This window comes from Streptomyces sp. NPDC088810, from assembly GCF_044750305.1.
In the GTDB taxonomy this organism is placed as follows: domain Bacteria; phylum Actinomycetota; class Actinomycetes; order Streptomycetales; family Streptomycetaceae; genus Streptomyces.
Window position 1 is genome coordinate 101,039 of sequence record NZ_JBIVJQ010000003.1, and the last position, 23,204, is coordinate 124,242.

At 74.3% G+C, this 23,204-nt stretch carries 23 protein-coding genes; 10 read left to right on the forward strand and 13 right to left on the reverse strand.

All coding sequences use genetic code 11. The features are described 5' to 3' along the window. Window positions 1–85: 85 nt before the first annotated feature. The 5 genes from ACIP4Y_RS11270 to ACIP4Y_RS11290 all read left to right on the forward strand — a co-directional run bounded on the left by ACIP4Y_RS11270 (window position 86) and on the right by ACIP4Y_RS11290 (window position 3,814). Window positions 86–562 carry a rhodanese-like domain-containing protein gene (locus tag ACIP4Y_RS11270; RefSeq protein WP_401390916.1) on the forward strand — a complete coding sequence of 159 codons (477 nt, stop codon included), beginning with the start codon at window positions 86–88 and terminating at the stop codon, window positions 560–562. A gap of 78 nt (window positions 563–640) precedes the next feature. Next, the gene (locus ACIP4Y_RS11275; RefSeq protein ID WP_358643876.1) at window positions 641–1,141 is read left to right on the forward strand and encodes a GNAT family N-acetyltransferase; all 501 of its coding nucleotides are present in this window, start codon (window positions 641–643) and stop codon (window positions 1,139–1,141) included. 188 nt (window positions 1,142–1,329) lie between these two features. Beyond that, entirely contained in the window at window positions 1,330–1,959 is a 630-nt protein-coding gene (locus tag ACIP4Y_RS11280; protein ID WP_401390919.1) for a histidine phosphatase family protein, read from the forward strand. A gap of 104 nt (window positions 1,960–2,063) precedes the next feature. Then, window positions 2,064–2,717 (forward strand): response regulator, encoded by a 654-nt coding sequence (locus ACIP4Y_RS11285; RefSeq protein ID WP_401390922.1) that lies wholly within the window; start codon window positions 2,064–2,066, stop codon window positions 2,715–2,717. Then, the gene (locus ACIP4Y_RS11290; protein ID WP_401390925.1) at window positions 2,714–3,814 is read left to right on the forward strand and encodes a sensor histidine kinase; all 1,101 of its coding nucleotides are present in this window, start codon (window positions 2,714–2,716) and stop codon (window positions 3,812–3,814) included. Before ACIP4Y_RS11285 ends, ACIP4Y_RS11290 begins: the two co-directional genes overlap by 4 nt. Window positions 3,815–3,868: 54 nt before the next feature. On the opposite strand, the gene ACIP4Y_RS11295 is transcribed toward ACIP4Y_RS11290, so the two are convergent. The 6 genes from ACIP4Y_RS11295 to ACIP4Y_RS11320 all read right to left on the reverse strand — a co-directional run bounded on the left by ACIP4Y_RS11295 (window position 3,869) and on the right by ACIP4Y_RS11320 (window position 10,082). Beyond that, complete coding sequence (locus tag ACIP4Y_RS11295; RefSeq protein WP_358643868.1) at window positions 3,869–5,107, reverse strand: cytochrome P450; 1,239 nt, start codon at window positions 5,105–5,107, stop codon at window positions 3,869–3,871. A 35-nt stretch (window positions 5,108–5,142) separates the two neighbouring features. Then, window positions 5,143–6,534: an NAD(P)/FAD-dependent oxidoreductase gene (locus ACIP4Y_RS11300; RefSeq protein WP_401390928.1), complete on the reverse strand. Its 1,392-nt coding sequence runs from the start codon at window positions 6,532–6,534 to the stop codon at window positions 5,143–5,145. Next, the gene (locus ACIP4Y_RS11305) at window positions 6,524–6,754 is read right to left on the reverse strand and encodes a ferredoxin (RefSeq protein ID WP_401390931.1); all 231 of its coding nucleotides are present in this window, start codon (window positions 6,752–6,754) and stop codon (window positions 6,524–6,526) included. Before ACIP4Y_RS11305 ends, ACIP4Y_RS11300 begins: the two co-directional genes overlap by 11 nt. A gap of 141 nt (window positions 6,755–6,895) precedes the next feature. Further along, a complete protein-coding gene (locus ACIP4Y_RS11310; protein WP_401390934.1) occupies window positions 6,896–7,570 on the reverse strand; it encodes a hypothetical protein in 675 nt (224 codons plus the stop codon). A gap of 281 nt (window positions 7,571–7,851) precedes the next feature. Next, window positions 7,852–9,543 (reverse strand): DUF885 domain-containing protein, encoded by a 1,692-nt coding sequence (locus tag ACIP4Y_RS11315; RefSeq protein ID WP_401390937.1) that lies wholly within the window; start codon window positions 9,541–9,543, stop codon window positions 7,852–7,854. 53 nt (window positions 9,544–9,596) lie between these two features. Continuing rightward, window positions 9,597–10,082, reverse strand: a complete 486-nt coding sequence (locus ACIP4Y_RS11320; protein ID WP_030339892.1) for an Lrp/AsnC family transcriptional regulator — start codon at window positions 10,080–10,082, stop codon at window positions 9,597–9,599. A 60-nt stretch (window positions 10,083–10,142) separates the two neighbouring features. Between ACIP4Y_RS11320 and ACIP4Y_RS11325 the strand changes: the two genes are divergently transcribed. Next, entirely contained in the window at window positions 10,143–11,345 is a 1,203-nt protein-coding gene (locus tag ACIP4Y_RS11325; RefSeq protein ID WP_401390941.1) for a trans-sulfuration enzyme family protein, read from the forward strand. Between the two features lie 81 nt (window positions 11,346–11,426). On the opposite strand, the gene ACIP4Y_RS11330 is transcribed toward ACIP4Y_RS11325, so the two are convergent. From ACIP4Y_RS11330 to ACIP4Y_RS11345, 4 genes are all read right to left on the reverse strand, one after another. After that, on the reverse strand, window positions 11,427–12,827 hold the full coding sequence (locus ACIP4Y_RS11330; protein ID WP_401390944.1) for a GNAT family N-acetyltransferase: 1,401 nt from the start codon (window positions 12,825–12,827) through the stop codon (window positions 11,427–11,429). A gap of 136 nt (window positions 12,828–12,963) precedes the next feature. Continuing rightward, a complete protein-coding gene (locus ACIP4Y_RS11335) occupies window positions 12,964–14,550 on the reverse strand; it encodes an alkaline phosphatase D family protein (RefSeq protein WP_401390947.1) in 1,587 nt (528 codons plus the stop codon). Between the two features lie 117 nt (window positions 14,551–14,667). Continuing rightward, the gene (locus tag ACIP4Y_RS11340) at window positions 14,668–15,498 is read right to left on the reverse strand and encodes an alpha/beta fold hydrolase (protein ID WP_401390950.1); all 831 of its coding nucleotides are present in this window, start codon (window positions 15,496–15,498) and stop codon (window positions 14,668–14,670) included. Window positions 15,499–15,597: 99 nt separating this feature from the next. After that, the gene (locus tag ACIP4Y_RS11345) at window positions 15,598–16,251 is read right to left on the reverse strand and encodes an NADPH-dependent F420 reductase (RefSeq protein ID WP_401390953.1); all 654 of its coding nucleotides are present in this window, start codon (window positions 16,249–16,251) and stop codon (window positions 15,598–15,600) included. Window positions 16,252–16,372: 121 nt separating this feature from the next. Between ACIP4Y_RS11345 and ACIP4Y_RS11350 the strand changes: the two genes are divergently transcribed. Both ACIP4Y_RS11350 and ACIP4Y_RS11355 read left to right on the forward strand, forming a co-directional pair. Continuing rightward, entirely contained in the window at window positions 16,373–17,257 is an 885-nt protein-coding gene (locus tag ACIP4Y_RS11350; protein WP_358643850.1) for an RNA polymerase sigma-70 factor, read from the forward strand. Between the two features lie 175 nt (window positions 17,258–17,432). Beyond that, window positions 17,433–18,194 (forward strand): GntR family transcriptional regulator, encoded by a 762-nt coding sequence (locus ACIP4Y_RS11355; protein WP_358643848.1) that lies wholly within the window; start codon window positions 17,433–17,435, stop codon window positions 18,192–18,194. Between the two features lie 159 nt (window positions 18,195–18,353). Here ACIP4Y_RS11355 and ACIP4Y_RS11360 read toward each other — a convergent pair whose 3' ends face one another. From ACIP4Y_RS11360 to ACIP4Y_RS11370, 3 genes are all read right to left on the reverse strand, one after another. Then, on the reverse strand, window positions 18,354–19,508 hold the full coding sequence (locus ACIP4Y_RS11360; RefSeq protein WP_401390957.1) for an ROK family transcriptional regulator: 1,155 nt from the start codon (window positions 19,506–19,508) through the stop codon (window positions 18,354–18,356). A gap of 97 nt (window positions 19,509–19,605) precedes the next feature. Further along, window positions 19,606–20,262, reverse strand: a complete 657-nt coding sequence (locus tag ACIP4Y_RS11365; protein WP_401390960.1) for a response regulator — start codon at window positions 20,260–20,262, stop codon at window positions 19,606–19,608. A gap of 14 nt (window positions 20,263–20,276) precedes the next feature. Further along, complete coding sequence (locus ACIP4Y_RS11370) at window positions 20,277–21,431, reverse strand: sensor histidine kinase (RefSeq protein WP_401390963.1); 1,155 nt, start codon at window positions 21,429–21,431, stop codon at window positions 20,277–20,279. Between the two features lie 107 nt (window positions 21,432–21,538). Here ACIP4Y_RS11370 and ACIP4Y_RS11375 point away from each other — a divergent pair, with 107 nt between their 5' ends. Beyond that, complete coding sequence (locus ACIP4Y_RS11375; RefSeq protein ID WP_401390966.1) at window positions 21,539–22,459, forward strand: ATP-binding cassette domain-containing protein; 921 nt, start codon at window positions 21,539–21,541, stop codon at window positions 22,457–22,459. A 2-nt stretch (window positions 22,460–22,461) separates the two neighbouring features. Further along, window positions 22,462–23,172, forward strand: a complete 711-nt coding sequence (locus ACIP4Y_RS11380) for an ABC transporter permease (protein WP_401390969.1) — start codon at window positions 22,462–22,464, stop codon at window positions 23,170–23,172. The last annotated feature ends 32 nt before the right edge of the window (window positions 23,173–23,204 follow it).

The following is a 23,204-nucleotide window of genomic DNA, read 5'->3' on the forward strand; positions in this document are numbered from 1 at the left end:
ATAGCAGGGGAATCCCCGGCCGGGCAAGGGAAAGCCCGGGGATCGTCCCTTCAGGGGCGGACCGGCGGATCGTAGATTCTCCGTCATGATCAAGACCACTTCCGCGAACCCCGTCCTGCGCGTCGCCCCCGCCGCTCCCGCCGAGGCCGCCGCCTACTTCCGCGCGAGCCTCGCCTTCCACGCCGACGTCTCCGACGTGGCCGCCGCGCTCGCGGCCGGCGGCGACCCCGGGTTCGTCGTCGTGGACTCCCGCTCCACCGAGTCCTGGGACCAGGGACACCTCCCCGGCGCGGTCCACCTGCCGACCGCGCTCATCCCCGAGCAGGCCGAACAGCTCCTCGACAAGAACGTGCCGGTGGTGACGTACTGCTGGGGGCCCGGCTGCAACGGCGCCACCCGCGCCGCGCTCGCCCTCGCCGAACTCGGCTACCGGGTCAAGGAGATGCTCGGCGGCTTCGAGTACTGGGCGCGCGAGGGCTTCGCCTACGAGACCTGGCAGGGCCCGGCGCGCCGGGACGCCGACCCGCTGACCGCCCCCGTCGACGGCGACTGCGGCTGCTGACGCGACGTCCCGGGCGGCGCGGCACACGGTCGCAGGAACACACGTGGTCCGGCGGCCCCGTGCGGGTAGAGTCGGGCAGTGCCCGAGCTGAAGCGGCTGCACGCCAGCCACGCCCCCGCGGTCCTGGCCTTCGAGCTGTCGAACCGCGCCTACTTCGCCGCCTCGGTCCCCGACCGCGGCGACGAGTACTTCGACCGGTTCACCGACCGGTACAAGGCCCTGCTGGCCGAGCAGGAGGCCGGCACCTGTGCCTTCTACGTGCTCGTCGCCGAGGACGGTGCGGTGCTCGGCAGGTTCAACCTGGTCAACATCGAGAACCGCACCGCGGAGCTCGGCTACCGGGTCGCCGAGCACGTCGCCGGCCGCGGCGTGGCCACCGAGACCGTCCGGGAGCTGTGCCGGCTGGCGGCACGGCGGTACGGGCTGCGCACCGTGCGGGCGGCCACCACCCACCAGAACACCGCGTCCCACAGGGTGCTGACCAAGTCCGGGTTCATCCCGATCGGACCGGCCGACCCGGCCGACCTCGGCGGTAAGCCCGGTACCTGGTACCAGTGCGACCTCGTGCTCCTGTCGTAGACCGCCGGGGCCCGCCCCGCACCGCGCGAGCGCACCCGGTCCTCCGCGGACAAGTCCCGCCGACCGGCGGGGGTGCTCCGGCCACCTGCTGGAGGTTGGCGGGGCACCCTTCCTGGAATGTGGTGTCAGAGGGAGACTTCTCCGCCCCGGCGGAAGCGGCTCTCCCGATCGGAGAAGGAGGTCGGACGGTGACGGTGCGACTGACGATGCTCTGCGCAACCGCCGCGGACGGCGGCCATGACCGGGTCTTCGGGGACGGCGCCCCGAGCGCGCGTGTGACAGCGGCCCCGCCGCCGTACGCCCAGGCCCTCAGGGGCCCCTCCGCCCGCTGCGCGCGGACCGCCGAGGCCCTCGGGATCGACGCCACGCCCGAGCACGCCCTGCGCGGCCCGGACCACGGCGCATGGGAAGGCCGCTCGCCCGCCGACATCGCGGCCGAGGATCCCCATGGCCTCTCCGTCTGGCTGACGGATCCCGACGCGGCACCGCACGGCGGCGAGTCCGTCCGCCGGCTCTGCCGCCGGACGGCCGACTGGCTGGCGGCTCTGCCCGCCGGCACCGGGCCCGTCCTCGCGATCGCCGAGGAGTCCGTCGTCAGGGCGGCGCTGGTCCACGCCCTGGCCCTGCCGGCCCGCGCGTTCCGGCACCTGGACGTGCCGTCCGCGGTCACGCTGACGCTGCGCGACGGCCGGTGGAGCGTCCGGCTCGCCGCGCCGACCGTCCCGCGGCGCTGGCAGCCGGCCGACGGCGCCTCGACCGTCGCGGTGCTGCCCATGCCGGCCGCCCGCCGGCGCCTGTGCCCCACCGGCCGGCCATGACCCGACCGGGCCGGCTCGCGCTCACGTGACCACGGCGCCCGGCGGCGAAGCAGCCCCGGGCGTGGTACGAATCGGACAGTGGTGCCGTCGAGGCTGGAGCGCACGTGATCCGGGTACTGGTGGTCGACGACGAAGCCCTGATCCGCACGGGTTTCCAGCGCATCCTCGCCGCCGCCGACGGCATCGAGGTCGTCGGGGCGGTCTCCGGCGCCCAGGCCCTGCGGTCGGTACGCGAGCAGCACCCCGACGTCGTGCTGCTGGACATCCGCATGCCGGACGTGGACGGGCTCACCGTCCTCGGTGACATCCGTCGGCTCCCGGAGCCGCCCGTGGTGGCCATGCTGACCACGTTCGACATGGACGAGTACGTGGAGACGGCACTGCGCTCGGGCGCCGCCGGATTCCTCCTCAAGGACACCGACCCCGAGGCGCTGCCGCTGGCGGTGCAGAGCCTGGCCCGCGGCGGCACCGTGCTCGCGCCCAAGGTCACCCGAACGGTGGTGGACGGCTATCTGAGCGCCGGACCGCAGGAGCGGCCGCCCAAGGCCCTCGAACGCCTGACCGGCCGGGAGCGCGAGGTTCTCGTTCTCATCGCCGAGGGTCTGTCGAACGCCGACATCGCGGCCCGGATGCACCTGAGCACCGGCACGGTCAAGGACCACGTGAGCGCGATCCTCACCAAGCTGGAGGTCAGCGGCAGGGTCCAGGCCGCCCTCTTCGCCCAGCGGGCCGGTCTCCTCACGGAGGAGACCGGATGACCCGCCGCTCGCCCCCGCTGCTGCTGGACGGCGCGGCGGTGGCCATGGCCCTCCTCGACGTGTCGGCTCACTGGGACATCGACGAGCCGCTGCGGATGGCCTGCGGCCTGGGCGCCGCCGTGGCCCTGGTGCTGCGCCGGCGGCAACCGCTGCTCACCTACCTCGTCACCCTCCCGGCCGTCCTGCTGTCCGACGCGGTCGTCGCCTGCCTGGCCGCGCTGTACACGCTCGCCTCGCTCAGCCGCCCCAGGACGCTGCTGCTGCTGTGCGCCCTCGCCTTCGCGTCCAGCGACACGATGTCCCTGCCGGCACCGGAGCTGGATCTGACCGACACCCGGAAGCTGATCGCGTTCGGCTACAGCGCCGCCACCGCGGCCGCCGCCGTCTTCCTCGGCCAGCTCGTGCGGACCCGGCGCGACCTTTCGCTGAAACTCACCGAGATCTCCGAGGCCCGGGACCACCAGCAACTGCTGACGGCCCAGGCCGTCCTGGCCAAGGAGCGCGCCCAGCTGGCGCGCGAGATGCACGACGTCGTCTCCCACCAGGTCAGCCTGATCGCCGTGCGGGCCGGAGCGCTCCAGGTCGGCGCGCGCGACGCCGACACCAAGGACGCGGCGGCGACGATCCGGCGGCTGAGCGTGCAGACGCTGGACGAACTGCGCCACATGGTCGGCGTCCTGCGTGCCTCCGGCGGCCACCCGACGGAACTGACCCCGCAGCCGGCGCTCGCCGACATCCGGCGGCTGGCCGACAACTGCGGCATCGAGACCCGGCTGAGGATGGACCTGCCCGAGGGGCTTCCGGCCACCGTCCAGCGCGCGATCTACCGCACCGTCCAGGAAGCGCTGACCAACACCCGCAAGCACGCCCCCGGCGCCACCGCGAGCATCGACCTGCTGCACGCCAACGGCTCCGTCCGCGTCCGGGTCACCAACACCGCGCCGACCCAGCCGCCCCTCCCGCTGCCCGGCGCGCACCACGGCCTGATCGGCCTGCGCCAGCGCGCCGAGCTCCTCGGCGGCACCCTGACCTCGGGCCCCACGGGCGACGGCGGCTACGAGGTCTGCGTGGTGCTGCCGGCGAAACTCACGGCCTGAGCCGAACGGGGCCGAACCGCCCTGGGCCACCGGCCGGCCGCGCGCACGACGGGCTCAGCGCAGCCCGTCGAAGGCGATCTCCAGATGCCGGGGACCGCGCAGCACGGCGTTCCGCCGGTACGGCGGCGGGTCCTCGACCAGACGGGGACTCTCCAGCCGCCGGGCCAGCTCGGACAGGGCCAGCTGGGTCTCCAGGCGGGCCAGCGGCGCGCCGAAGCAGCTGTGGATGCCGCTGCCGAACCCGAGGTGCTGGATGTCCCCGCGGTCCGGGTCGAACCGCTCGGGGTCCTCGAACCGCTCCGGGTCCCGGTTGCCCGCGGCGAGGACCAGCCAGATCCGCGAGCCCTTGGGGATGGTGACCCCGCGCACCTCGATGTCGGCGATGCAGGTCCGCTGCGGCACCAGCTGCACCGGCGGTTCGTACCGGAGCAGCTCCTCGACGATGTTGACCGACAGGCCCGGGTCCGCCCGCAGCCGCTGGAGGACCTCCGGGTGGCGCAGCAGCGTGAGCATGCCGTTGGTGATCAGGTTGACCGTCGTCTCGTGACCGGCGATCAGCAGCAGCACCGAGGTGCTGAGCACCTCCATCATGGTCATGGAGCCGTCCGGGCCCCGGCTGTCGACCAGGTCGGACAACAGGTCGTCCCGCGGTTCCTTGGTGCGCTGCTCGACCAGTCCGGCCAGGTACATGCCGAGCTGCATCCGGGCTTCCTGCGCGGTCTTGCGGGACTCGTCGTCCGCGTTCTGCCGGGCCTCGGGGTCCAGGCTCGCGACCAGCGGATCGACCCAGGCACGGAACCGCGGCTCGTCCTCCCGGGGCACCCCGAGCAGCCGGCAGATCATCGTGACCGGGAAGGGGTAGGCGAACTGGTCGACCAGGTCGATCCGCCGCGCGTCCCCGAAACCGTCGATCAGCTCGGTGACGGTCTTCTGCATCTCACCCCGCAGGCCGTCGATCCGCCGCGGCCGGTGCGGCGGCCCGAAGGCGCTGTTCGCGATGCGCCGCAGCCGGTCGTGCTCGGGCGGGTCGAGGCGCAGGAACGACGGCGGCAGTCCTCCCGTCTCCTCCGTCTGGCCCAGCTCGTCGTCCCCGGCGGCGGCCAGGTTGGTGGCGTCGGAGCTGATCCGCGGATCGTGGAGGAGCGCCTTGATGTCGTAGTACGAACTGATGATGTACGGGCCGCCCTCCTCCTCGTGCAGCACCGGTGTCCGGCGGAGTTCCGCGTACACCGGATAAGGGTCGGCGCGATTGGCGAAGTCGGTGATCTGGCGCAACATCGAGGCGTGCGGCATGGCGGGTCCTTCGGGCGTGCGGGCCGTGGGCGGGGTCAGTGGCGGGCGGGATGGAAGACCAGCTGCTGGTCGGCCGGCGAGTAACCGCTGAGGGTGACCATGGGGCCGTGGGTCGGCAGGGACGGGTCCGGGAAGCCGGCCGGCACCGGTTGCCGGTTCTCCGGACGCCGGTCCATCGTCGGGAACTCCACCGGGAACGGCGCGCCCCGCTCGATCTGCCCCTGGTAGAACTCCAGCCACCGCGTGTTGTCGAAGGTCACGGCGGCCACGATCCGGCCCTTGTAGCCGTAGACGCCGACGAACCGGCGCTCGGCCAGGGAACCCTGCGTGATCATGAGCTCCTCGCCCATGGGCGGCACTCCGACCGACTTGATGTTCACACCGAACATCGAGGACCAGAAGGCGGGCATCCACAGGTGCGGGCGCCGGTCGACGCCGTGGCAGATCATGTTGTGCGCGGCGGTCTCCGCCTGGGCGACGGCGTTGCCCCAGTGCTCCAGCGACAGGAACTGGTAGCCGAACAGCGCGTGCGGGGAGCGCGCCACGTCGCCCGCCACGAAGACGTCGTCCGTGACGATGCCCCGGAAGTCGAAGGCCCGGCAGCCCGCGTCACAGGCGATGCCCCGGGGCCCGGCGCCCAGTCCGGACCCGGTCAGCCACTCGGTGTTCCGCAGCGACCCGAGCGAGACCACGACCACGTCCGCCTCGACGACGCTCTCGTCCGACAGGTGGACGGCCCGCACCCGGCCGGCCGAGTCGCCCTCCAGCGCGGTCACCGTCACATGGGTGCGCAGGTCCACGCCGTTCTCGGTCTGCAGGTCGGCCGCGACCGCGCCGACGACCCCGCCGAGCGCCCCCACCAGCGGCGCCCCCGCCCGCTCCGCCACGGTGACCGGCAGGCCCATCTCCCGGCACGCCGAGGCGACCTCCGAACCCGCGAACCCGGCGCCGATGACGAACACCCGGCGCGGCGCCGCCTTCAGCCGCCGGTACAGATCGGCCGCGTCCTCCCGCGTGCGCAGCAGGCAGACGCCGTCCAGCCGGGCCTCCTCCGGCTTCGGCCAGGGCCGGGCGCGCACACCGGTGGCGATGAGCAGCCGGTCGTACTCCACCTCGTCCCCGTCGGCCAGCCGGACCCGCTTGGCCGTCAGGTCCAGGCCGGTCGCCGCGACGCCGAGGCGCCACTTGGCGTCGATCTCCCAGCGGCGGGGCAGCTCGGTGTGGTGCGGGGACGCCATGCCCAGCAGCACGGACTTGGACAGCGGCGGCCGGTCGTACGGCTCGTACGGCTCGTCCCCGATCAGGGTCAGCTCACCGGCGAAGCCCTCGGCGCGCAGCGTCTCGGCGGCCCGCAGTCCGGCCAGCGACGCGCCGACGATCACGATCCGGCCCTCGCGCCTGAGCCACTCCACGTGGTCAGCGGCCATCGGACGCCTCCCGGACCTCGGCCGCGCGGTCCGCTGCGCCGGCGGTGATCGCCTGCACCGGGCAGGCGGCGACGGCCCGCGCCACCCGTTCCCGCTGAGCGTCGTCCGCGCGCGGGTTGTAGATCAGCGACTCCTCGCCGTGCAGGGCGAAGACGTCCGGCGCGAGGAACACGCACTGCGCGTACCCCTGACACTTGTTGAGATCGACGACGAGCCTCATCGACGCTCCGCCCTTCCGCTGGCCAGGTCCGGTCGCCCGCGCGGACGGGTCCGGACGGCGGTCGTCCCCCGCCCGCCAGCATGCGAGCCGGGGCGGGGCGCACGCGCGCCGGGCACGCCGATCGAGTGAGCGGACGGCGGCCTACGCCTCGTCCGGCCGGGGCCCGGCACCCCGGCCCGCCACGAGGATGTGCCCGCTCAGCAGCAGTGACCAGGCGGGGAAGACGAGTTCCGCCCAGGGCACGTTCGACGAGACGAACAGCAGCGTCAGGGCGGTGAGGAAGCCCAGTGTCGTCAGCCAGCGAGGCAGCACCCCGAGGCGGCGGCCGAGGACCGACATGGACGACACGAAGACGGCCGCCATCCGCATGGCGTACTCCGTCATCAGCGTGTACGCGAAGTGGCGGCCGAAGTCCCAGGCGGCCGGCAGCGGCGGCAGGCCGGCCGGGTGGGTCACCACGAGCACGGCGTCCGCCGCCGCGGCGGCACCGAACATCGTCGCGGTGAAGACCAGCCCGCTGCCGAGGAAGACGGTGGCGAGGAACTTGTCCTCGACCGCGCCGACGTGCGTGCGGACCGCGCCGACGAACCACAGGAAGAAGATGCCCGCGAACGGCACCAGCGCGAGGGCCGTGCGCAGCGCACCGCGCCGCCCGGGGTCCGTGAACCCCTGCGCCGTGCCCGCGTCGGCGCCTTCCGGAAGCCCCAGCCGGACCAGCACCATCGCCGCCGCCAGGAGCAGCGCGAAGACCACCCCGGCCAGCCCCGCGGCGCGCGGTGTCCGAAGTGCCCGCCGCCCCGGCCCCTGCTCCTGCATGCCCGGCCCGCCTTCCGCATCGGCCCCCGGCACCAGCTAGCCGCCCGCGCCCCGCACCCGCCACCGGGAGGCGGCCGTACGGCCGAGGGAAAACCCGCTCGCACGCCCCGCGCCGCCGGCCCGCACTCGTCACCGGCGCGGGCCGGCGGGCCGGGATCGGTTGTGCGGGACGCGCTCGGCGATCCCTGGGCGCGGAACCCGGCCGGCCGACGCCGTCTGCCGACCAGCCCTGAGCGGCTCCGACGGCACCCCGGACGGCTTCCGGCGGAGACGCCGGGCGGTCAGAGCCGGGCCAGCTCGTCCACCAGGTCGTCCAGGCCCAGCGAACCCTGCGACAGCGCCGCCATGTGCCAGGCCTTCAGGTCGAACGCGTCGCCGTGCCGCTCGCGCGCCTTCTCCCGGCCCAGCAGCCACGCCCGCTCGCCGAGCTTGTAGCCGATCGCCTGGCCCGGGATCGTCAGGTACCGGGTCAGCTCGCTCTCCACGTAGTCCGCCGGCCGGCTGCTGTGCGCACCGACGAACGCCTCGGCCAGCTCCGGCGTCCACCGCTCACCGGGGTGGAACGGGGAGTCCGCCGGGATCTCCAGCTCCAGGTGCATGCCGATGTCCACGATCACCCGGGCCGCCCGCATCATCTGCGCGTCCAGGTAGCCGAGCCGCTCCTCGGGATCCGTGAGGTAGCCGAGCTCGTCCATCAGCCGTTCCGCGTACAGCGCCCAGCCCTCCGCGTTGGCGCTGACCCCGCCGACCGTCGCCTGGTAGCGGGAGAGGTTCTCCGCCACGTGCGCCCACTGCGCCAGCTGGAGGTGGTGGCCGGGCACGCCCTCGTGGTACCAGGTCGAGACGAGGTCGTAGACCGGGAAGCGGGTCAGGCCCATCGTGGGCAGCCAGGTGCGGCCGGGCCGGGAGAAGTCCTCCGAGGGCGGCGTGTAGTAGGGGGCCGCCGCACCGCCGGGCGGGGCGATGCACGACTCCACCCTGCGCACCCGCTCGGCGAGTTCGAAGTGCGTGCCGTCCAGCTCCTCGATCGCCTTGTCCATCAGGCCCTGGAGCCACTCCCGGACCTCGTCCACGCCCTCGATGTGCCGGCCGTGCTCGTCCAGGTGCGCGAGCGCCACCCACGGCGTCTCGGCACCGGGCAGGATCTTTTCCGCCTCCTTGCGCATCTCGCCGAGGATGCGGTGGAACTCCGCCCAGCCGTACGCGTACGCCTCGTCCAGGTCCAGGTCCGTGCCGTTGAAGTAGCGGGCCCAGCGCGCGTACCGCTCCCGGCCGACCACGTTCGGGGCGGCCTCGATCGCCGGCGCGTACACGTCCCGCAGCCAGTCGCGCAGCTCCACCAGGGCGCCGGTCGCCGCCCGCGCCGCCTCGTCCAGCTCCGCGCGCAGCGCGTCGGGGCCGGCGGCGGCGAAGTCCTCGTACCAGCCGCGGCCCGTGCCGTCCGTGTCCGTCCACTCGGTGAGCTGGTCGATGTGGGTCGCGGTCGGCCGGGGCGCCGCGAACAGCTTGCGTTCCAGGCCGAGTTCGAGCGACGCCCGGTAGCCCGCGAGGGCGCCCGGCACCGCGCGCAGCCGCTGCGCGATCGCCGCCCAGTCCTCCTCGGTCTCGGCCGGGGTGACCGTGAAGATCTCCCGGACCGCGTGGCCGGGCGTGTCCAGGTTGCCGATGCGGCGCAGATGCTCCTGAGCGTCGTGGACGGCGAGTTCGGCGGTCAGCCGCTCCCGCAGCAGCCGGGCGCAGCGCCGCTCCACGTCACTGTCCGCACCGGGCCGCCGCTCGGCCTCGTCCAGCTTCGCGAGGGTGGCCCGCGCCAGCTCCGCCAGGGCCTCCTGACCGGCCGGCGAGTAGTCGGGCAGCCTGCTCGAACTCTCCTTCACACCGAGGTACGTACCGGTGACCGGGTCGAGGGCGATGAGGTCGTCGACGTAGGCGTCGGCGACCTGGCGGGGAAGCGGGCTCTGGGTCTCAGACATGCGGCCCATCCTCGTACGACGAGGATCTCCGCGTCACCCGGGATTAACGGGATTCAGCTCTGGGCGTGGCCGGGCGGCAGCAGCGGCCCGCACTCCCACTGCTGGAAGATCAGCCGGGTCTCCACCCGGGCCACCTCGCGCCGCGCCGTGAACTCGTCCAGCACCAGCCGCTGGAGATCGGCCATGTCCGCGACCGCCACATGCACGAGGTAGTCGTCCGGCCCGGTCAGATGGAACACCGACCGCGCTTCCGGCAGCGCCCGGATCCGCTCCACGAACGGTCCCACCAGCTCCCGCCGGTGCGGCCGTACCTGCACGGACAGCAGCGCCTGGAGCCCGCGCCCGAGCTTGGCCGGATCGAGCCGCAGCCGGTGGCCGAGGATCACGCCCGAGCGGCGCAGCCGGGTCACCCGGTCCAGACAGGTCGACGGCGCCACGCCCACCTGCGCGGCGAGGTCGCGATAGGTGGTCCGGGCGTCGTTCTGCAACAGCCGCAGCAGATGCAGATCGACCGGATCCAGTACGACGGATTCGGCCATGGGCCGAACGTAGCACGGTGTTCGGTCCCGGTGAACCGTTCGCTGTTCACCCTTCCGCCCATGGACACAGCGAGCACCGGTGCCTACGACGACGTACGCACCGCACCGAGAGCCCTGGCCACCGAAGCCGTGCACGCCGGCCGCGACGACCTCGCCCGCCAGGGCCTGCACGCCCCGCCGATCGACCTGTCCACCACCTACCCCTCCTACGACAGCCGCGCCGAGGCCGCCCGCATCGACGCCTTCGCCGCCGACGGCGCCGACCCGGTCGGACCGCCGGTCTACGGCCGCCTAGGCAACCCGACCGTCGCCCGCTTCGAGACCGCCCTCGCCCGCCTGGAGGGCACCGAGTCCGCGGTCGCCTTCGCCAGCGGCATGGCCGCGCTCAGCGCGGTCCTGCTCGCCCGGTCCGCCATGGGCCTGCGCCATGTCGTCGCGGTACGGCCGCTGTACGGATGCAGCGACCACCTGCTGACCGCCGGGCTGCTCGGCACCGAGGTCACCTGGACCGACCCGGCCGGCATCGCCGAGGCGCTGCGCCCGGACACCGGCCTGGTGATGGTCGAGTCCCCGGCCAACCCGACCCTCGCCGAACTCGACCTGCGGGGCATCGCGCACGCCTGCGGCTCCGTGCCGCTGCTCGCCGACAACACCTTCGCCACGCCCGTGCTCCAGCGCCCGGCCGAGCAGGGCGCCCGGCTCGTGCTGCACAGCGCCACCAAGTACCTCGGCGGGCACGGCGATGTGCTGGCCGGGGTGGTCGCCTGCGACGAGGAGTTCGCGGGACGGCTGCGGCAGATACGGTTCGCCACCGGGGGAGTCCTGCATCCGCTCGCCGGCTACCTGCTGCTGCGCGGGCTGTCCACGCTCCCCGTGCGGGTGCGGGCCGCCTCCGCGAACGCCGCCGAGCTGGCCCGCCGGCTCGCCGCCGACCCGCGCGTGGCCCGGGTCCGCTACCCACGGCTCGGCGGCGCGATGATCGCCTTCGAGGTGCACGGCGACCCGCACGAGGTCATCTCCCGGGTCCGGCTCGTCACCCCCGCGGTGAGCCTGGGCAGCGTCGACACGCTCATCCAGCACCCCGCGTCCATCAGCCACCGCATCGTGGACGCCGAGGACCGGCGCGGGGCCGGGGTGAGCGACCGGCTGCTGCGGCTGTCGGTGGGCCTGGAGGACGTGGACGACCTGTGGGCCGACCTGGACCAGGCGCTGGGTGCTCCGCGCGCACGGCGGGTGACGGCGTTGCAGGAGGCGGTGCGCTGAGGCGGGCGGTGCCGGGCTCTGCGGGATGCGGAGGGTTCGGCACCGCCGTGCCGTGTGATCCCTCGATCCCGGGCGTGCGGTTCATCCGAGGTGCGGCGGCCGGGGACCGGGTGCGGTGGCGACCGGTGTGGGGTCCAGCCGGGCCGTGATCACCAGTGTGCCCTCCTCGACCTGGTAGTCCAGCGGCAGGCCGAGCCCGCGCATCGCGGCCACCATGCCGGTGTTGGACGCCTTGGTCACCGCGTACACGCTCTCGCAGCCGGCCTCCGCCGCCATCGCCACCAGCCGGCCGAGCAGCTCGCCGCCGACGCCGCGCTGCTGCCACTCGTCCTCGACCAGCAGCGCGACCTCGGTCTCGTCGCCGTCCCACAGCAGATGCCCGAGGCCGACGATCCGCCCGGAGGCGGTCTGCGCGGCCAGGGTGCGGCCGTAGCGGGGGCTGAGCAGGTGGTTCAGATAGCGGTCCACGTCGCCGACCGGGCCGTGGTAGCGCAGGCCGAGGGTGTGCGGCGAGCACCGGTCGTGCATCGCCCGGGCCGCGGCCAGGTCCCCGGTGTCGACCCGGCGCACGGTGATGTCGTTGCCCTCGGGGAGGGTGAGCACGTCCTCACCGTCGGGGATGCGCGGCCCGAGCCGGCTGTCCAGCTCCACCAGCGCCCGCGCGCGGGCGAACTCGGTGGGGGTGAACGGCAGATACGGCCGCTCCACGGTGAGCACGCCGCCCTCGGGCGCCGGCAGCCGCATCACGGTGTCCTCCAGGACCCCCTCGACCGGCACCGGCTGCGGACCGCGGCCGCCGCCGGCCGGCCTGCCGGGCAGCGACCGGATCGTGCAGCGGCCCAGCAACTGGCGCAGTGCCAGCGGAAGTTCGGCGGTGTCCAGGGCGGTGCGGGCGGCCAGGCCGAGCACCCGGGTGGGCACGTCGACCAGGTCGTGGGCGTCGGCCCGCTCGATCCAGGTGGCCGTGCCCCCGGCCAGTGCGACCGCCCGGGTGATCTCGGCCGCCGGGAAGCCGCCCGGCGCCCGCAGCAGGAAGTCGTCCACCGTGCCGTCGGCCAGCGGGTGCGTCTGCAGGCTCAGGATGTCCACCCGGTGCCCGGCGAGCGCCGTGCACAGGGCGGCCAGCGAACCCGGCTCGTCCTGCACGGTCGTCCGCATCCGCCACAGCGTGCCGCCGATCCCGTAGGCGGCGGGCTGCTCGGAGGGCCCGGCCGGCCGCGGCTCGGCGGCCGGCCGGGCACCGGTATCGCTGACCGGCGGCGCGTGTCCGTGGCGGCGTGTCCACCACACGTGGAACCCCGCCGTCGCGGCGAGCACGATCGCCGAGATCACCAGCAGGGCCGGGCCGTCGGGCCCGTGCCCGATCAGGTTCGCCACCGCGTCCGCGACGGCCACGGCCGTGAAGAGCGCGGCGAGTTCGACGACGTCGCGCCGCCAGTGGTGCACGGGCCGCCCGTGCTTGGCCCGGGTCACATCAGGCATGTCTGGAGTCATGCAGCCACTGTGGACGAAGGGTGTTGCGTGATCACGAACTGATTGTGACCGATGGGTAAAGTATGCTCCGCCCCATTTGTTGCATTTTCTACGGCAGACCGCCCGCCCTCTTCCCGTAGGGCCCTTACTGACCGACCCGGCCCGGCTGCAGCGTCTGCGTGAACAGTACGGTGCCGTCCTGCTCCCGCAGCCGTACCGTCAGCTCGCCGCTGTCCCCGTCGATGTCGACCTCGCCGAAGAACTGGTAGCCGCCCACGGGCGAGACGTTCGACGCGGTCGGCGCCTTCACGAACACCCGCTCCGGTCCGAAGGTGCCGTCCAGCGCGCCGGCCGGGAAGGCGCCGGCGTTCAGCGGCCCGGAGACGAACTCCCAGAACGGCTCGAAGTCGGTGAACGCGGCCCGGGAGGGGTGGTAGTGCTGCGCGGAGGTGTGGTGCACGTCCGCCGTCAGCCACAGCGTGCCGGTGATCCGCCGGTGCTTGACGAACCGCAGCAGCTCGGCGATCTGCAGCTCACGGCCGAGCGGGGCACCCGGGTCGCCCTGGGCCACGGCCTCGAAGTTCGGCTTGTTCTCCACCGGGTCCGGTACGACGAGACCGAGCGGCATGTCGGCGGCGATCACCTTCCACACCGCGCGCGACCGGGCCAGCTCCCGCTTGAGCCACTCCAGCTGCTCCCGGCCGAGGATGCCCTGCGGGTCGGCGGTCTGGTCGTCCGGCGAGTTGGCGTTGCGGTACGTGCGCATGTCCAGCACGAACACGTCCAGCAGCGGGCCCTGGCGCAGCACCCGGTGGACGCGGCCCTCCTTCGCCCCCGGCCGCAGCGTGGACACGGGGAAGTACTCGCTGAACGCCCTCCGGGCGCGCGCGGCGAGCACGTCGATGCTCTTCTCGGTGTAGCGGGTGTCGGCGGAGGCGATCACCTCGCCCGGGTACCAGTTGTTGCGCACCTCGTGGTCGTCCCACTGGACGACCGAGGGCACCTGGGCGTTGAACCGCCTGAGGTTCTCGTCGAGCAGGTTGTAGCGGAAGTTGCCCCGGTACTCGGCGAGGGTCTCGGCGACCTTCGCCTTCTCCTCGGTGGTGACGTTCCGCCAGGTGCCGCCGCCGGGCAGCGCCTGGGTGGCCGAGATCGGACCGTCGGCGTAGATGGTGTCGCCGCTGCACAGGAAGAAGTCCGGGTCCAGCTTCGCCATCGCGTCGTAGATGCGGTAACCGCCCAGGTCCGGGTTGATGCCCCAGCCCTGGCCGGCCAGGTCGCCCGACCACAGGAACCGCACGCCGTCCCGGCGGCGCCGGGACACGGTACGGAAGGTGCCGGTCACGGGCTCGCCGGTGCGGCGCGGGTCGTCCGGGTCGGCGAGCAGCACCCGGTAGTGGATCTGCTCGCCGGAGGGCAGGCCGTGCAGCCGGGTGGTGCCGGTGAAGTCCGTGCCGGCGCCCAGCAGCGGGCCGTGCCACCGGCGCGGGTTGCGGAACGACTCGGTGGCCGAGGCCTCCACGATCATCCGGGCCGGCCGGTCCGCGCGGATCCACACCAGGCCGGAGTCGGCGGTCACGTCACCGGTCTGCACGCCCCAGCCCGCCGCGGGGTGTCCGGAGCGGGCGAACGCCGGGGCCGTGCCGAGGCCCACGGGCAGGGTCAGGGCCGCCGACGCGGCGAGGGAGCCGCGCAGAACGCTGCGGCGACCGGGGAGCGGACGGTGGGACATGGCTGCGCCTCCAGGGACGGGATCCGGCCAGTGTGCACAGCCACACTTACGGGGATGCCGCGGCGCGCACGCGAACCGGAGGTGAACCCCGGCCGGCCGGGAGGCGGTCGGCGGTCCTCAGCGGCTGCCGTCCAGGATGACCCGCGCGACCAGCGCCGGGTCGTCGTTCATCGGGCAGTGGCCGCAGCCGGGCAGCCGCACCAGCCGGGCGTGCGGTATGAGCTGCTTGGCGCGGACGCCCTGGCGGCGCACGAGGATCCGGTCCCGGGTGCCCCAGGCCACCGTGACCGGCAGGCCCGCCAGCTCGTCGGTGAACCGTACGGCGGAGCCCGCCCGCAGGGTCGCCTCGAAGCCGGTGGCCCCGACGAGCGCGAGCGTCTCGGCGACCACCGCCTCCGGCGAACGGCGCCCGGGGCGGGCGTAGATGGTGCTGGTCAGCGCGGTACGGCCGGCCGTCGTGCGGGCCAGCCGCTCCACCAACGGCAGCGGCAGCCGCTGGGCGATGCCCCGCATCGCGAGCAGCACCGTGAACGCGTACCGCCGCTCGGCCTCGCTCCAGAAGCCGGCGGGGGAGAGGGCGGTGACGGACCGTACGAGGTTCTCCCGGCCCAGCTCCAGCGCGAGCAGGCCGCCCAGCGAGTTGCCGGCCACGTGCGGGCGGTCCAGCGCCAGCGCCTCGAACAGGGCGCCCAGCACAGAGTTCGTGGTGGGCAGGTCGTAGGCCAGGCCGTCCGGCAGCCCCGGGGACGCGCCGAAGCCCGGCAGGTCGACGGCGATCACCTCGCGCTCGGTGGCCAGGATGTCCACCACCGGGTCCCAGGCCTGCCGGTGGTGCCCGATGCCGTGCAGCAGGACGAGCGGTTCGCCGTGACCCACGCGCGCGTAGGACACGGTCACATCGCCCGGGCCGTGCGGGGCGGGGACCTTGAAGGAGACGGTGGCGGACATGGGGTGCTCCTCGTCTGGGCTGCTGACGGACGCCGTAGACAGCTTGTCAGCAATTACTACCGGCCGGTAGCCCTCGGGTGCCGCACACCCGCACGGTCCTCAACGCGCCCGGCGCACCTCGATGTTGAAGTCGGCGTGCCCGAAGCCGCGGAACAGCGTCAGCCACAGCGGAAGGTACATCTCCACCGCGCGCGCCGCCCGGATGTCGCCCAGGTCCAGCACCCGCCCGGCCGGCCAGCCGAATTCCGCGAGCAGCCCCGTCACCCGCTCCTTGGCCCGGGCGTCCGCCCCGCACACGAACACATGGTGCTCGCCCGGCACCCGCCCCGGATCCACCATCACCTGGCAGTTGACGGTGTTCAGCGTCTTCACCACGCGCGTGTGCGGGAACGCCCGCTGGATCCGCTCGGCCACGCTGTCCGACTCCACCGGGTCGAGCCGCGGCTGCCCGTCCTCGAACGCCAGCGGATTGGAGACGTCCACCAGCACCTTGCCGTCCAGGTGCTCCGCACCCGCCGCCCGCAGCGCGTCCAGCGCCACCCGGCCGCTCACCGCGTTGACGACCACCTCGCCCGCCGCCGCCGCGTCCGCGAACGTCCCCGCGTGGGCGCGGCCGGCCGCGGCCGTCGCCCACTCCACCGCCACCGGATTGTCCCGGGTGCGGGAACCGAGGGTCACCTCGTGCCCCAGTTCCAGCAGCCGGCCGGCCAGGGTACGGCCCACCTCGCCCGTGCCCAGCACCGCGTACCGCATCGCCCACCTCACGGTCACCGGCCGCCGCCCGCCGGCGGTCCGCCGTCATTGTGATCCGGACCGCTCCCGGAGCCGGGCATTCCGGGTGGACAGCGACAGGCGTGTCGGCTGGGATGGATCCGTGACCGCCGACCTCGCCACCGATGTCTTCGAAGAGCACCGGCCCCTGCTCATGGGAGTCGCCTACCGCATGCTCGGCCGGGTCGCCGACGCCGAGGACGTGGTCCAGGAGGCATGGCTGCGCTGGTACCAGGCCGACCGCACCGACGTCCGCGAACCGCGCGCCTACCTGGTGCGCATCACCACCCGGCTGGCCATCGACCGGCTGCGCCAGGTGCAGTCCCGCGGCGAGGCGTACGTCGGGCCGTGGCTGCCCGAGCCGTACCTCACCGAGTTCGCCGACACCGCCCCGGACTCCGCGGACCGCGCCGTGCTCGCCGACACGGTCTCCCTGGCCGTCCTGGTCGTCCTGGAGTCGCTCTCCCCGCTGGAGCGCGCGGTGTTCGTGCTCCGCGAGGCCTTCGGCTACCCCTACGCCGAGATCGCCACGCTGCTCGACCGGGCCGAACCGGCGGTACGGCAGCTCGCCGGCCGGGCCCGCCGGCACGTGGCCGAACGGCGCCCCCGGTACGAGGTCGACCCCGCCCGGCGCCGCGATCTGACCGAGCGTTTCCTCACCGCCGCGGCCGAGGGCGACCTGGAGGGCCTGCTGTCCCTGCTCGCGCCGGACGTCCGCCTGGTCGGCGACAGCGGCGGCAAGGCCAAGGCGCCCCTGCGCGTCCTGCACACCGCCGACAAGGTCGGCCGCTTCCTCGTCGGCGTCGCGCGCTCCGGCCCGGCGGACCTGTCCTTCCGCCCCGTGGAGGTCAACGGCGGCCCCGCGCTGCTCATCCTGACCGGCGACAAGCCCGACAGCCTGTTCCAGGTGGACATCGCCGACGGCCGGATCACCGCCGTCTACGTCGTCCGCAACCCGGACAAGCTCCGGCACCTCGCCGGCCGCTGAACCCACCGCCCGCCCGCGAGCCCCCGTCGTCCGACGGGGGCTCCGCCATGTCACGGGACCGGGGATTGGTCTTGACCAAGGGTGACGGCCGCCCTATCGTCGCAGAGAAGTGCAACAACCTTTAATAAACAAGGGCGCTAAAAACCGCCGGACCACGGCTCTTGCGGAGGACAGGGTGGGGACCACGCAGCTGGAAACGGTGCCGGAACCGAAGTACTGGCATCTCAAGACCGTGCTCACCGAGGCACTCGACTCCGAGTTCTCGGTCGGCGAGATCCTGCCGAACGAACGTGACCTCGCCGCCCGCTTCGGCGTGGCCCGGGCCACGCTCCGCCAGGCCCTCGAACAGCTGGAGCTGGAGGGCCGGCTGCAGCGCCGCCGCGGGGTCGGCACGACCGTCGCGCCGCCGCGGGTGGGCGTGGCCGTCGGCACCGAGCAGCACGCCTGGCCCGGCGCCGCCGGAGACGCCTGGCAGCCCGTCGACAGCGACCTGGCGACGCCGCCCGCCGCCGTCGCCGCCGCCCTGGACACCGGCGCGGACGAGCCCGTCCACACCGTCCGCCGCACCCGTATGTCGCACGGCCAGCAGGTCGCCACCGAACTGCTCTACATCCCGGCGGCCTCGGTGCCCGGCCTCACCGCGATCGACGCCCCGTCCGGCGCGGCACGCGCGCGTGCGGTACTGCGCGAGCTGCAGCACCTGCCGCTGGAGGGCGAGGAGCGCGCCGTCGAGCTGGGCTCCGCACGCGCGGACGACGCCAAGGAGCTCGACCGCCTCCCCGGCTCACCCGTCCTCGTCGTCACCACCCGCTTCCTCGTCCAGGGCCGCACCGCCGCACTGTCGGTGGCGACCTACCGTGCCGACACCTGCCGGCTGACCTTCGGCGAATCGGCGGGCGTGGAGATACACCACGACCCGGAGCAGCGGGCTTCCTGAGCCTTGAGGCAGCCCGCACACCGGGCTCTTCACGGCTCCGGACAGGGCCGACCCCCCAGGGGCGCGGGGCCGCATCGCATGTGCGGCTCCGCCGCGCGGGCGCGACCAGCACAACGCTGCAGCAGCACCATGACGACCCGCGCCCCCTCTCAGCGCAGCTCAGCGTCGCGTCACCGTGCCCTCCACGGCGAACAACTGCTCCTCCACATGGTCCAGAGCCAGGCGCAACGCCCCCGTGGCGACGGCCGCCTCGCCCAGCAAGGACAACGCCACCCGAGGCGGCCGCAGGCAATAGCGGGCCAGTTCCCGCCGCAGCGGCTCCAGGACACCGTCCAGACCCGCCGCCCACCCCCCGATCACGACCAGCTCCGGATCGAGCGCCAGCACCAGCGCGGCGACATCGTGCACGAGCCGCTGGATGAACCGGTCCACGGCCGCCCGGGCCCGCTGGTCGCCCTTCCGGGCCAGCGCGAACACCTCCGCGACCGCCTGCTCGTCCAGCGGGTGCAGCGGCTCGTCGGTGGTGGACAGCAGCGCCTCCGGCGTCGCCTCCCGGCCCAGCAGATGCAGCGCGCCGATCTCCCCGGCCGCCCCGCCGTAGCCCCGGTGCAGCCGCCCGCCGATCAGTGAGCCGGCCCCGGGGCTCAGCCCGGCCAGGACGAACACCACGTCGTCCGTCTCGGTCGCCGCGCCCTTCCAGTGCTCGGCGACGGCCGCCGCGTTGGCGTCGTTCTCCACCAGCACCGGACAGCGGAAGGAACGGCTCAGCCGCTCCCCGAGCCGCAGGCCCGTCCACTGCGGCAGGGCGGTGCTCAGCCGAACCGTGCCGTCCGCCTCCACGATGCCCGGCGTGCCCACGCCCACCGCCCGCAGCGAGCTGCGCGCCACCCCGGCCCGGCGCAGCAGTTCGGCGACCGCGCCGCGCAGCCGGTCCAGCCGCTCGTCCGCCGGGGCCGTCTCGTCGACCTCCTTGGCCTGTGCGCCCAGCACCCGTCCGTCCAGGTCGGACAGGAGCGCGGCGACCCGGTGCGGCCCGACCTCCAGGCCCAGCAGGTGCCCCGCCTCGGCCCGGAACCGGAACCGCCGGGCGGGCCGGCCCTGGCGGCGGGCGCCGCCGCCGTCGGCCGCCGCCTCCACCACGAGCCCGCCCTCGATGAGCCCCTCCACGACACCCTCGACGGTCGGCCGGGACAGTCCGGTGACGCGGGTGATCTCGGTGAGTGTCGCGCAGTCCGTGGCACGCAGCGCGTGCAGCACCACCGCGGAATTGATCCTTCGCAGCAGCGAGGGATCGCCGCCGGTCAGCTGCCCCACCGTCCGTCCTCCCAGCTCGCGGGCGTGTTGGCCGGATCGTACTCGGCCCGGCGCACCCCGGCGAGTGCCGGGTTCCGCCCGCGGCCGGACCCCTCGCTCAGCCCGGCTCCACGAACCCCGACTCGTAGGCCGCGATCACCGCCTGGGTGCGGTCCCGCGCGCCGAGCTTGGCCAGGACGGCGCTCACATGCGACTTCACCGTCTCCGCGCCCACCACCAGCAGGCCGGCGATCTCGGCGTTCGACAGCCCCCGGGTCATGAGCCGCAGCACCTCCGCCTCCCGCTCGGTCAGCCGGGCCCGCTCCAGCACGGCCCGCGCGGGCCGGTCGCCGTCGCCGTACCGGGCGGCGAGCCGCCGTACCGACGCCGGGAACAGCAGCGACTCGCCCTCCGCGACCAGCCGCACCGCGTGCACGATCTCGGCCGGACGGGCCCGCTTCAGCAGGAATCCGTCGGCGCCCGCGCGCAGCGCCTCGTACACGTACTCGTCGTCCTCGAAGGTGGTCACCACGAGGATCTTCGGCGGCTCCGGCACCGTGCGCAGCACCGCGCGCGTGGCCTCGATCCCGTCCATCAGCGGCATCCGTACGTCCATGGCGACCACGTCCGGCCGCAGTTGCCGCACCAGCGGGACGACCGCCGCGCCGTCGGCCGCCTCGCCCACGACCTCGATGTCGGGCTGCGCCGCCAGCACGGCCCGCAGACCCGCGCGGACCAGGGGTTCGTCGTCGACGAGGAGTACGGTGACCGGCATCCGGCCAGCGTAGATCAGCAGGCTGGCAGCTCCGCGCGCACCTGCCAGTCGCCGTCGTCCGGGCCGGTCTGCGCGGTGCCGCCGAGCAGCGCGGCCCGCTCCCGTATGCCGCGCAGGCCGCTGCCCCGGCCGGGGCCGGTCACCGTCCCCGGCAGCGGGTTGCGGACCTCCAGGGTGAGCGTTGCGTCGGTGGCCGCGACCCGGACCCGGACCGGGACGGCCCCCGCGTGCCGCAGCACGTTGGTGAGCGCCTCCTGGAGGATCCGGTAGCCCTCGCGGGACACCGGGCCCGGCACGGCCTCGACCGCGCCGGTCACCTCGGCGTCGACCTTGGCGCCGGAGGCCCGCGCCGACTCCAGCAGCCGGCCGGCGTCGGCCAGTGTGGGCCGCGCGCTCACCGGCCGCTCGGCCTCCCGCAGCACGCCCAGCACCCGCTCCAGGTCCTCCAGCGCGGCCCGGCCGGTCTCCTCGACGGCGGCCAGCGCCCGGTCGGTGAACTCCGGATCACCGGCCGCGCGCGCGGCACCGGCCTGCACCACCGCCACCGTCAGGGCGTGCCCGATCGAGTCGTGCAACTCCCGTGCGATCCTCGTGCGTTCCAGCAGCTGCTCGGTGCGCTCCTCCAGCGCGGCCAGCCGCTCGGCCGCCGACGGCCCCAGGAGCCGGCGCGCGGCGGCGGTGAGCAGCGCGCCGAGCCCGACGACCACCCCGTACAGGGCGAGCAGCGGCAGCGGCGCCAGCAGCGCCCAGGCGGGGTGCGGCGGCAGCCGGTCCAGCAGCGGTATCCCGGCCGGCGCGGCACCCCACGCGCACCGGGCCAGCTCGAAGCAGCTGACGGGCAGCCAGACGGAGGCGAACACGGTCGCGCCGCCGAGCACCATGCGCAGCTCCAGCCACAGCACCGTACGCAGCCGGTCCCGCCAGGTCGCCGCCGGCGCCTCGGAGATGCCCGGGTCCGGCTCGCCGGGCGTGAGCAGCAGCCGCGCCTGCACGCCCTCGCCCCGCCGCACCGCGGGCACCAGGCCGAGCGGGACGAGCAGCAGCCCGGGCACCCACGGGGTCGACGGGTCGACGAAGAGCCAGACGCTGACCACCAGCATCGGCACCCACAGATGCAGCAGGCGCGTGTACGTCGTCCCGCTCAGCAGCGGGCGCAGAAAGCGGGCCATGACCTCATCGTCGCAGGCGGCACCGACAACGGGCCTCCCCCGCACGGGGGAGACGCTCCCCACCGGCGGGGGAGGACCCGACTCCGCCGCCCGGCCAGGCTGTTGCCATGACCAGCATCGACGTACGAGACCTCACCAAGGAGTACGGCGGCCGGCGGGCCGTGGACCGGCTCACCTTCCGCGTGCACCCAGGCCGGGTCACCGGCTTCCTCGGCCCCAACGGCGCCGGCAAGTCCACCACCTTCCGCCTCGTCCTCGGCCTCGACCGGCCCACCGCCGGCACCGCCACCGTCGGCGGTCACGCCTACGCCGGGCTCCGCGACCCCCTGCGCCGGGTGGGCGCCCTGCTCGACGCCCGCGCCGCGCACGGCTCCCGCACCGCCCGCGACCACCTGCTCGCCCTCGCCGCGAGCAACCGCATCCCGGCCCGCCGGGTCGACACCGTCCTGGAGGAGACCGGCCTCGCCCCGGTGGCCCGGCGCCGGGTACGGACGTACTCCCTCGGCATGCGCCAGCGGCTCGGCATCGCCGCCGCCCTGCTCGGCGACCCCGAGGTCGTCCTGCTCGACGAACCCGCCAACGGCCTCGACCCCGAAGGCATCGTGTGGATCCGCACCCTGCTGCGCCGGCTCGCCGCCGAGGGCCGTACGGTCCTGGTCTCCAGCCATCTGATGGGCGAGACCGCCGCCTTCGCCGACCAGCTGCTGATCCTCGGCCGGGGCCGCCTGCTCGCCGACACACCGGTCCAGGACTTCATCCACGCGCGCGTACGGCCCCACGTCCGCATCCGCACCACCGATCCCGCCGCCCTCGGAGACCTCCTCGCCCGGCACGGTCACGACGGCTCCCGGGACGAGGACGGGACCTGGACGGTACGGCACGCGCGCGTGGACGACCTGGGCCGGCTGATGTCCGAGGCGGGCGTCCCCGTCCTGGAACTCGCCGCCCGTGAGGCCACCCTGGAGGAGGCCTACCTCGATCTGACCGCGCCCGAGGCCGAGTTCACCGCACCACGCCAGGAGGCCTGACCATGCCCTTCGCACCCGTGCTCCACGCCGAGTGGATCAAGATCCGTACCCTGCGCTCCCTGCTGGGTGCCCTCGCCGCGATCCTCGTGTCCACCGCCGCGTTCTCGGTGCTCGCCACGGCCGACGCCGACGACCCCGACCCGCTGTTCTCGGTGTTCTTCGGCATCAGCTTCGGCCAGGTCGCCGCGATCGCCTTCGGTACGACGGCCGTCTCGTCGGAGTTCCGGGGCGGCGCGCTGCGGCTGACGCTGGCGGCGGTGCCCGACCGGGGGCGCTGGTTCGCCGCGAAGGCGACGGCCATCGCCCTGCCGGCGCTGGCCGTCGGGCTGCTCACGGGGTTCGTCACGCTCCTGGCGGGCCGGGCGGCCCTCGGCGCCTCGGCGCCCGGCTGGGCCGAGGGGGTGCGCGGCGCGGTCGGCTGCGGTGTGCACCTGACGTTGATGGCCCTGTTCGCCGCAGGCCTCGCCACGGTCCTGCGCAGCGGCGCGGCCACCCTCTCCGTGCTGATCCCGTTCCTCCTGATCGTCTCCTTCGTCGTGGGCGACCTGTCGGGCGGAGTCGCCGACTTCCTCCCCGACCGGGCCGGCCAGGTCGCGCTGCACAGCACCTGGGACGGCACCCTCGGCCCGTGGACCGGCCTCGCGGTGACCGCGCTGTGGACGGCGGCGGCCCTGCTGGCGGGCGCGTGGAGCCTGCACCGCAGGGACGCCTGACGCGGGGGAGGGGCAGCCTGACAGGCCGCCAA

Excerpts from the sequence above, each read along its gene's own strand:
- ACIP4Y_RS11270 (WP_401390916.1), top strand. The coding sequence starts at position 86 with ATGATCAAGACCACTTCCGCGAACCCCGTCCTGCGCGTCGCCCCCGCC.
- ACIP4Y_RS11290 (WP_401390925.1), top strand. The coding sequence starts at position 2,714 with ATGACCCGCCGCTCGCCCCCGCTGCTGCTGGACGGCGCGGCGGTGGCC.
- ACIP4Y_RS11295 (WP_358643868.1), bottom strand. The coding sequence starts at position 5,107 with ATGCCGCACGCCTCGATGTTGCGCCAGATCACCGACTTCGCCAATCGC.
- ACIP4Y_RS11300 (WP_401390928.1), bottom strand. The coding sequence starts at position 6,534 with ATGGCCGCTGACCACGTGGAGTGGCTCAGGCGCGAGGGCCGGATCGTG.
- ACIP4Y_RS11305 (WP_401390931.1), bottom strand. The coding sequence starts at position 6,754 with ATGAGGCTCGTCGTCGATCTCAACAAGTGTCAGGGGTACGCGCAGTGC.
- ACIP4Y_RS11310 (WP_401390934.1), bottom strand. The coding sequence starts at position 7,570 with ATGCAGGAGCAGGGGCCGGGGCGGCGGGCACTTCGGACACCGCGCGCC.
- ACIP4Y_RS11315 (WP_401390937.1), bottom strand. The coding sequence starts at position 9,543 with ATGTCTGAGACCCAGAGCCCGCTTCCCCGCCAGGTCGCCGACGCCTAC.
- ACIP4Y_RS11320 (WP_030339892.1), bottom strand. The coding sequence starts at position 10,082 with ATGGCCGAATCCGTCGTACTGGATCCGGTCGATCTGCATCTGCTGCGG.
- ACIP4Y_RS11325 (WP_401390941.1), top strand. The coding sequence starts at position 10,143 with ATGGACACAGCGAGCACCGGTGCCTACGACGACGTACGCACCGCACCG.
- ACIP4Y_RS11330 (WP_401390944.1), bottom strand. The coding sequence starts at position 12,827 with ATGCCTGATGTGACCCGGGCCAAGCACGGGCGGCCCGTGCACCACTGG.
- ACIP4Y_RS11335 (WP_401390947.1), bottom strand. The coding sequence starts at position 14,550 with ATGTCCCACCGTCCGCTCCCCGGTCGCCGCAGCGTTCTGCGCGGCTCC.
- ACIP4Y_RS11340 (WP_401390950.1), bottom strand. The coding sequence starts at position 15,498 with ATGTCCGCCACCGTCTCCTTCAAGGTCCCCGCCCCGCACGGCCCGGGC.
- ACIP4Y_RS11345 (WP_401390953.1), bottom strand. The coding sequence starts at position 16,251 with ATGCGGTACGCGGTGCTGGGCACGGGCGAGGTGGGCCGTACCCTGGCC.
- ACIP4Y_RS11365 (WP_401390960.1), bottom strand. The coding sequence starts at position 20,262 with ATGCCGGTCACCGTACTCCTCGTCGACGACGAACCCCTGGTCCGCGCG.
- ACIP4Y_RS11370 (WP_401390963.1), bottom strand. The coding sequence starts at position 21,431 with ATGGCCCGCTTTCTGCGCCCGCTGCTGAGCGGGACGACGTACACGCGC.
- ACIP4Y_RS11375 (WP_401390966.1), top strand. The coding sequence starts at position 21,539 with ATGACCAGCATCGACGTACGAGACCTCACCAAGGAGTACGGCGGCCGG.
- ACIP4Y_RS11380 (WP_401390969.1), top strand. The coding sequence starts at position 22,462 with ATGCCCTTCGCACCCGTGCTCCACGCCGAGTGGATCAAGATCCGTACC.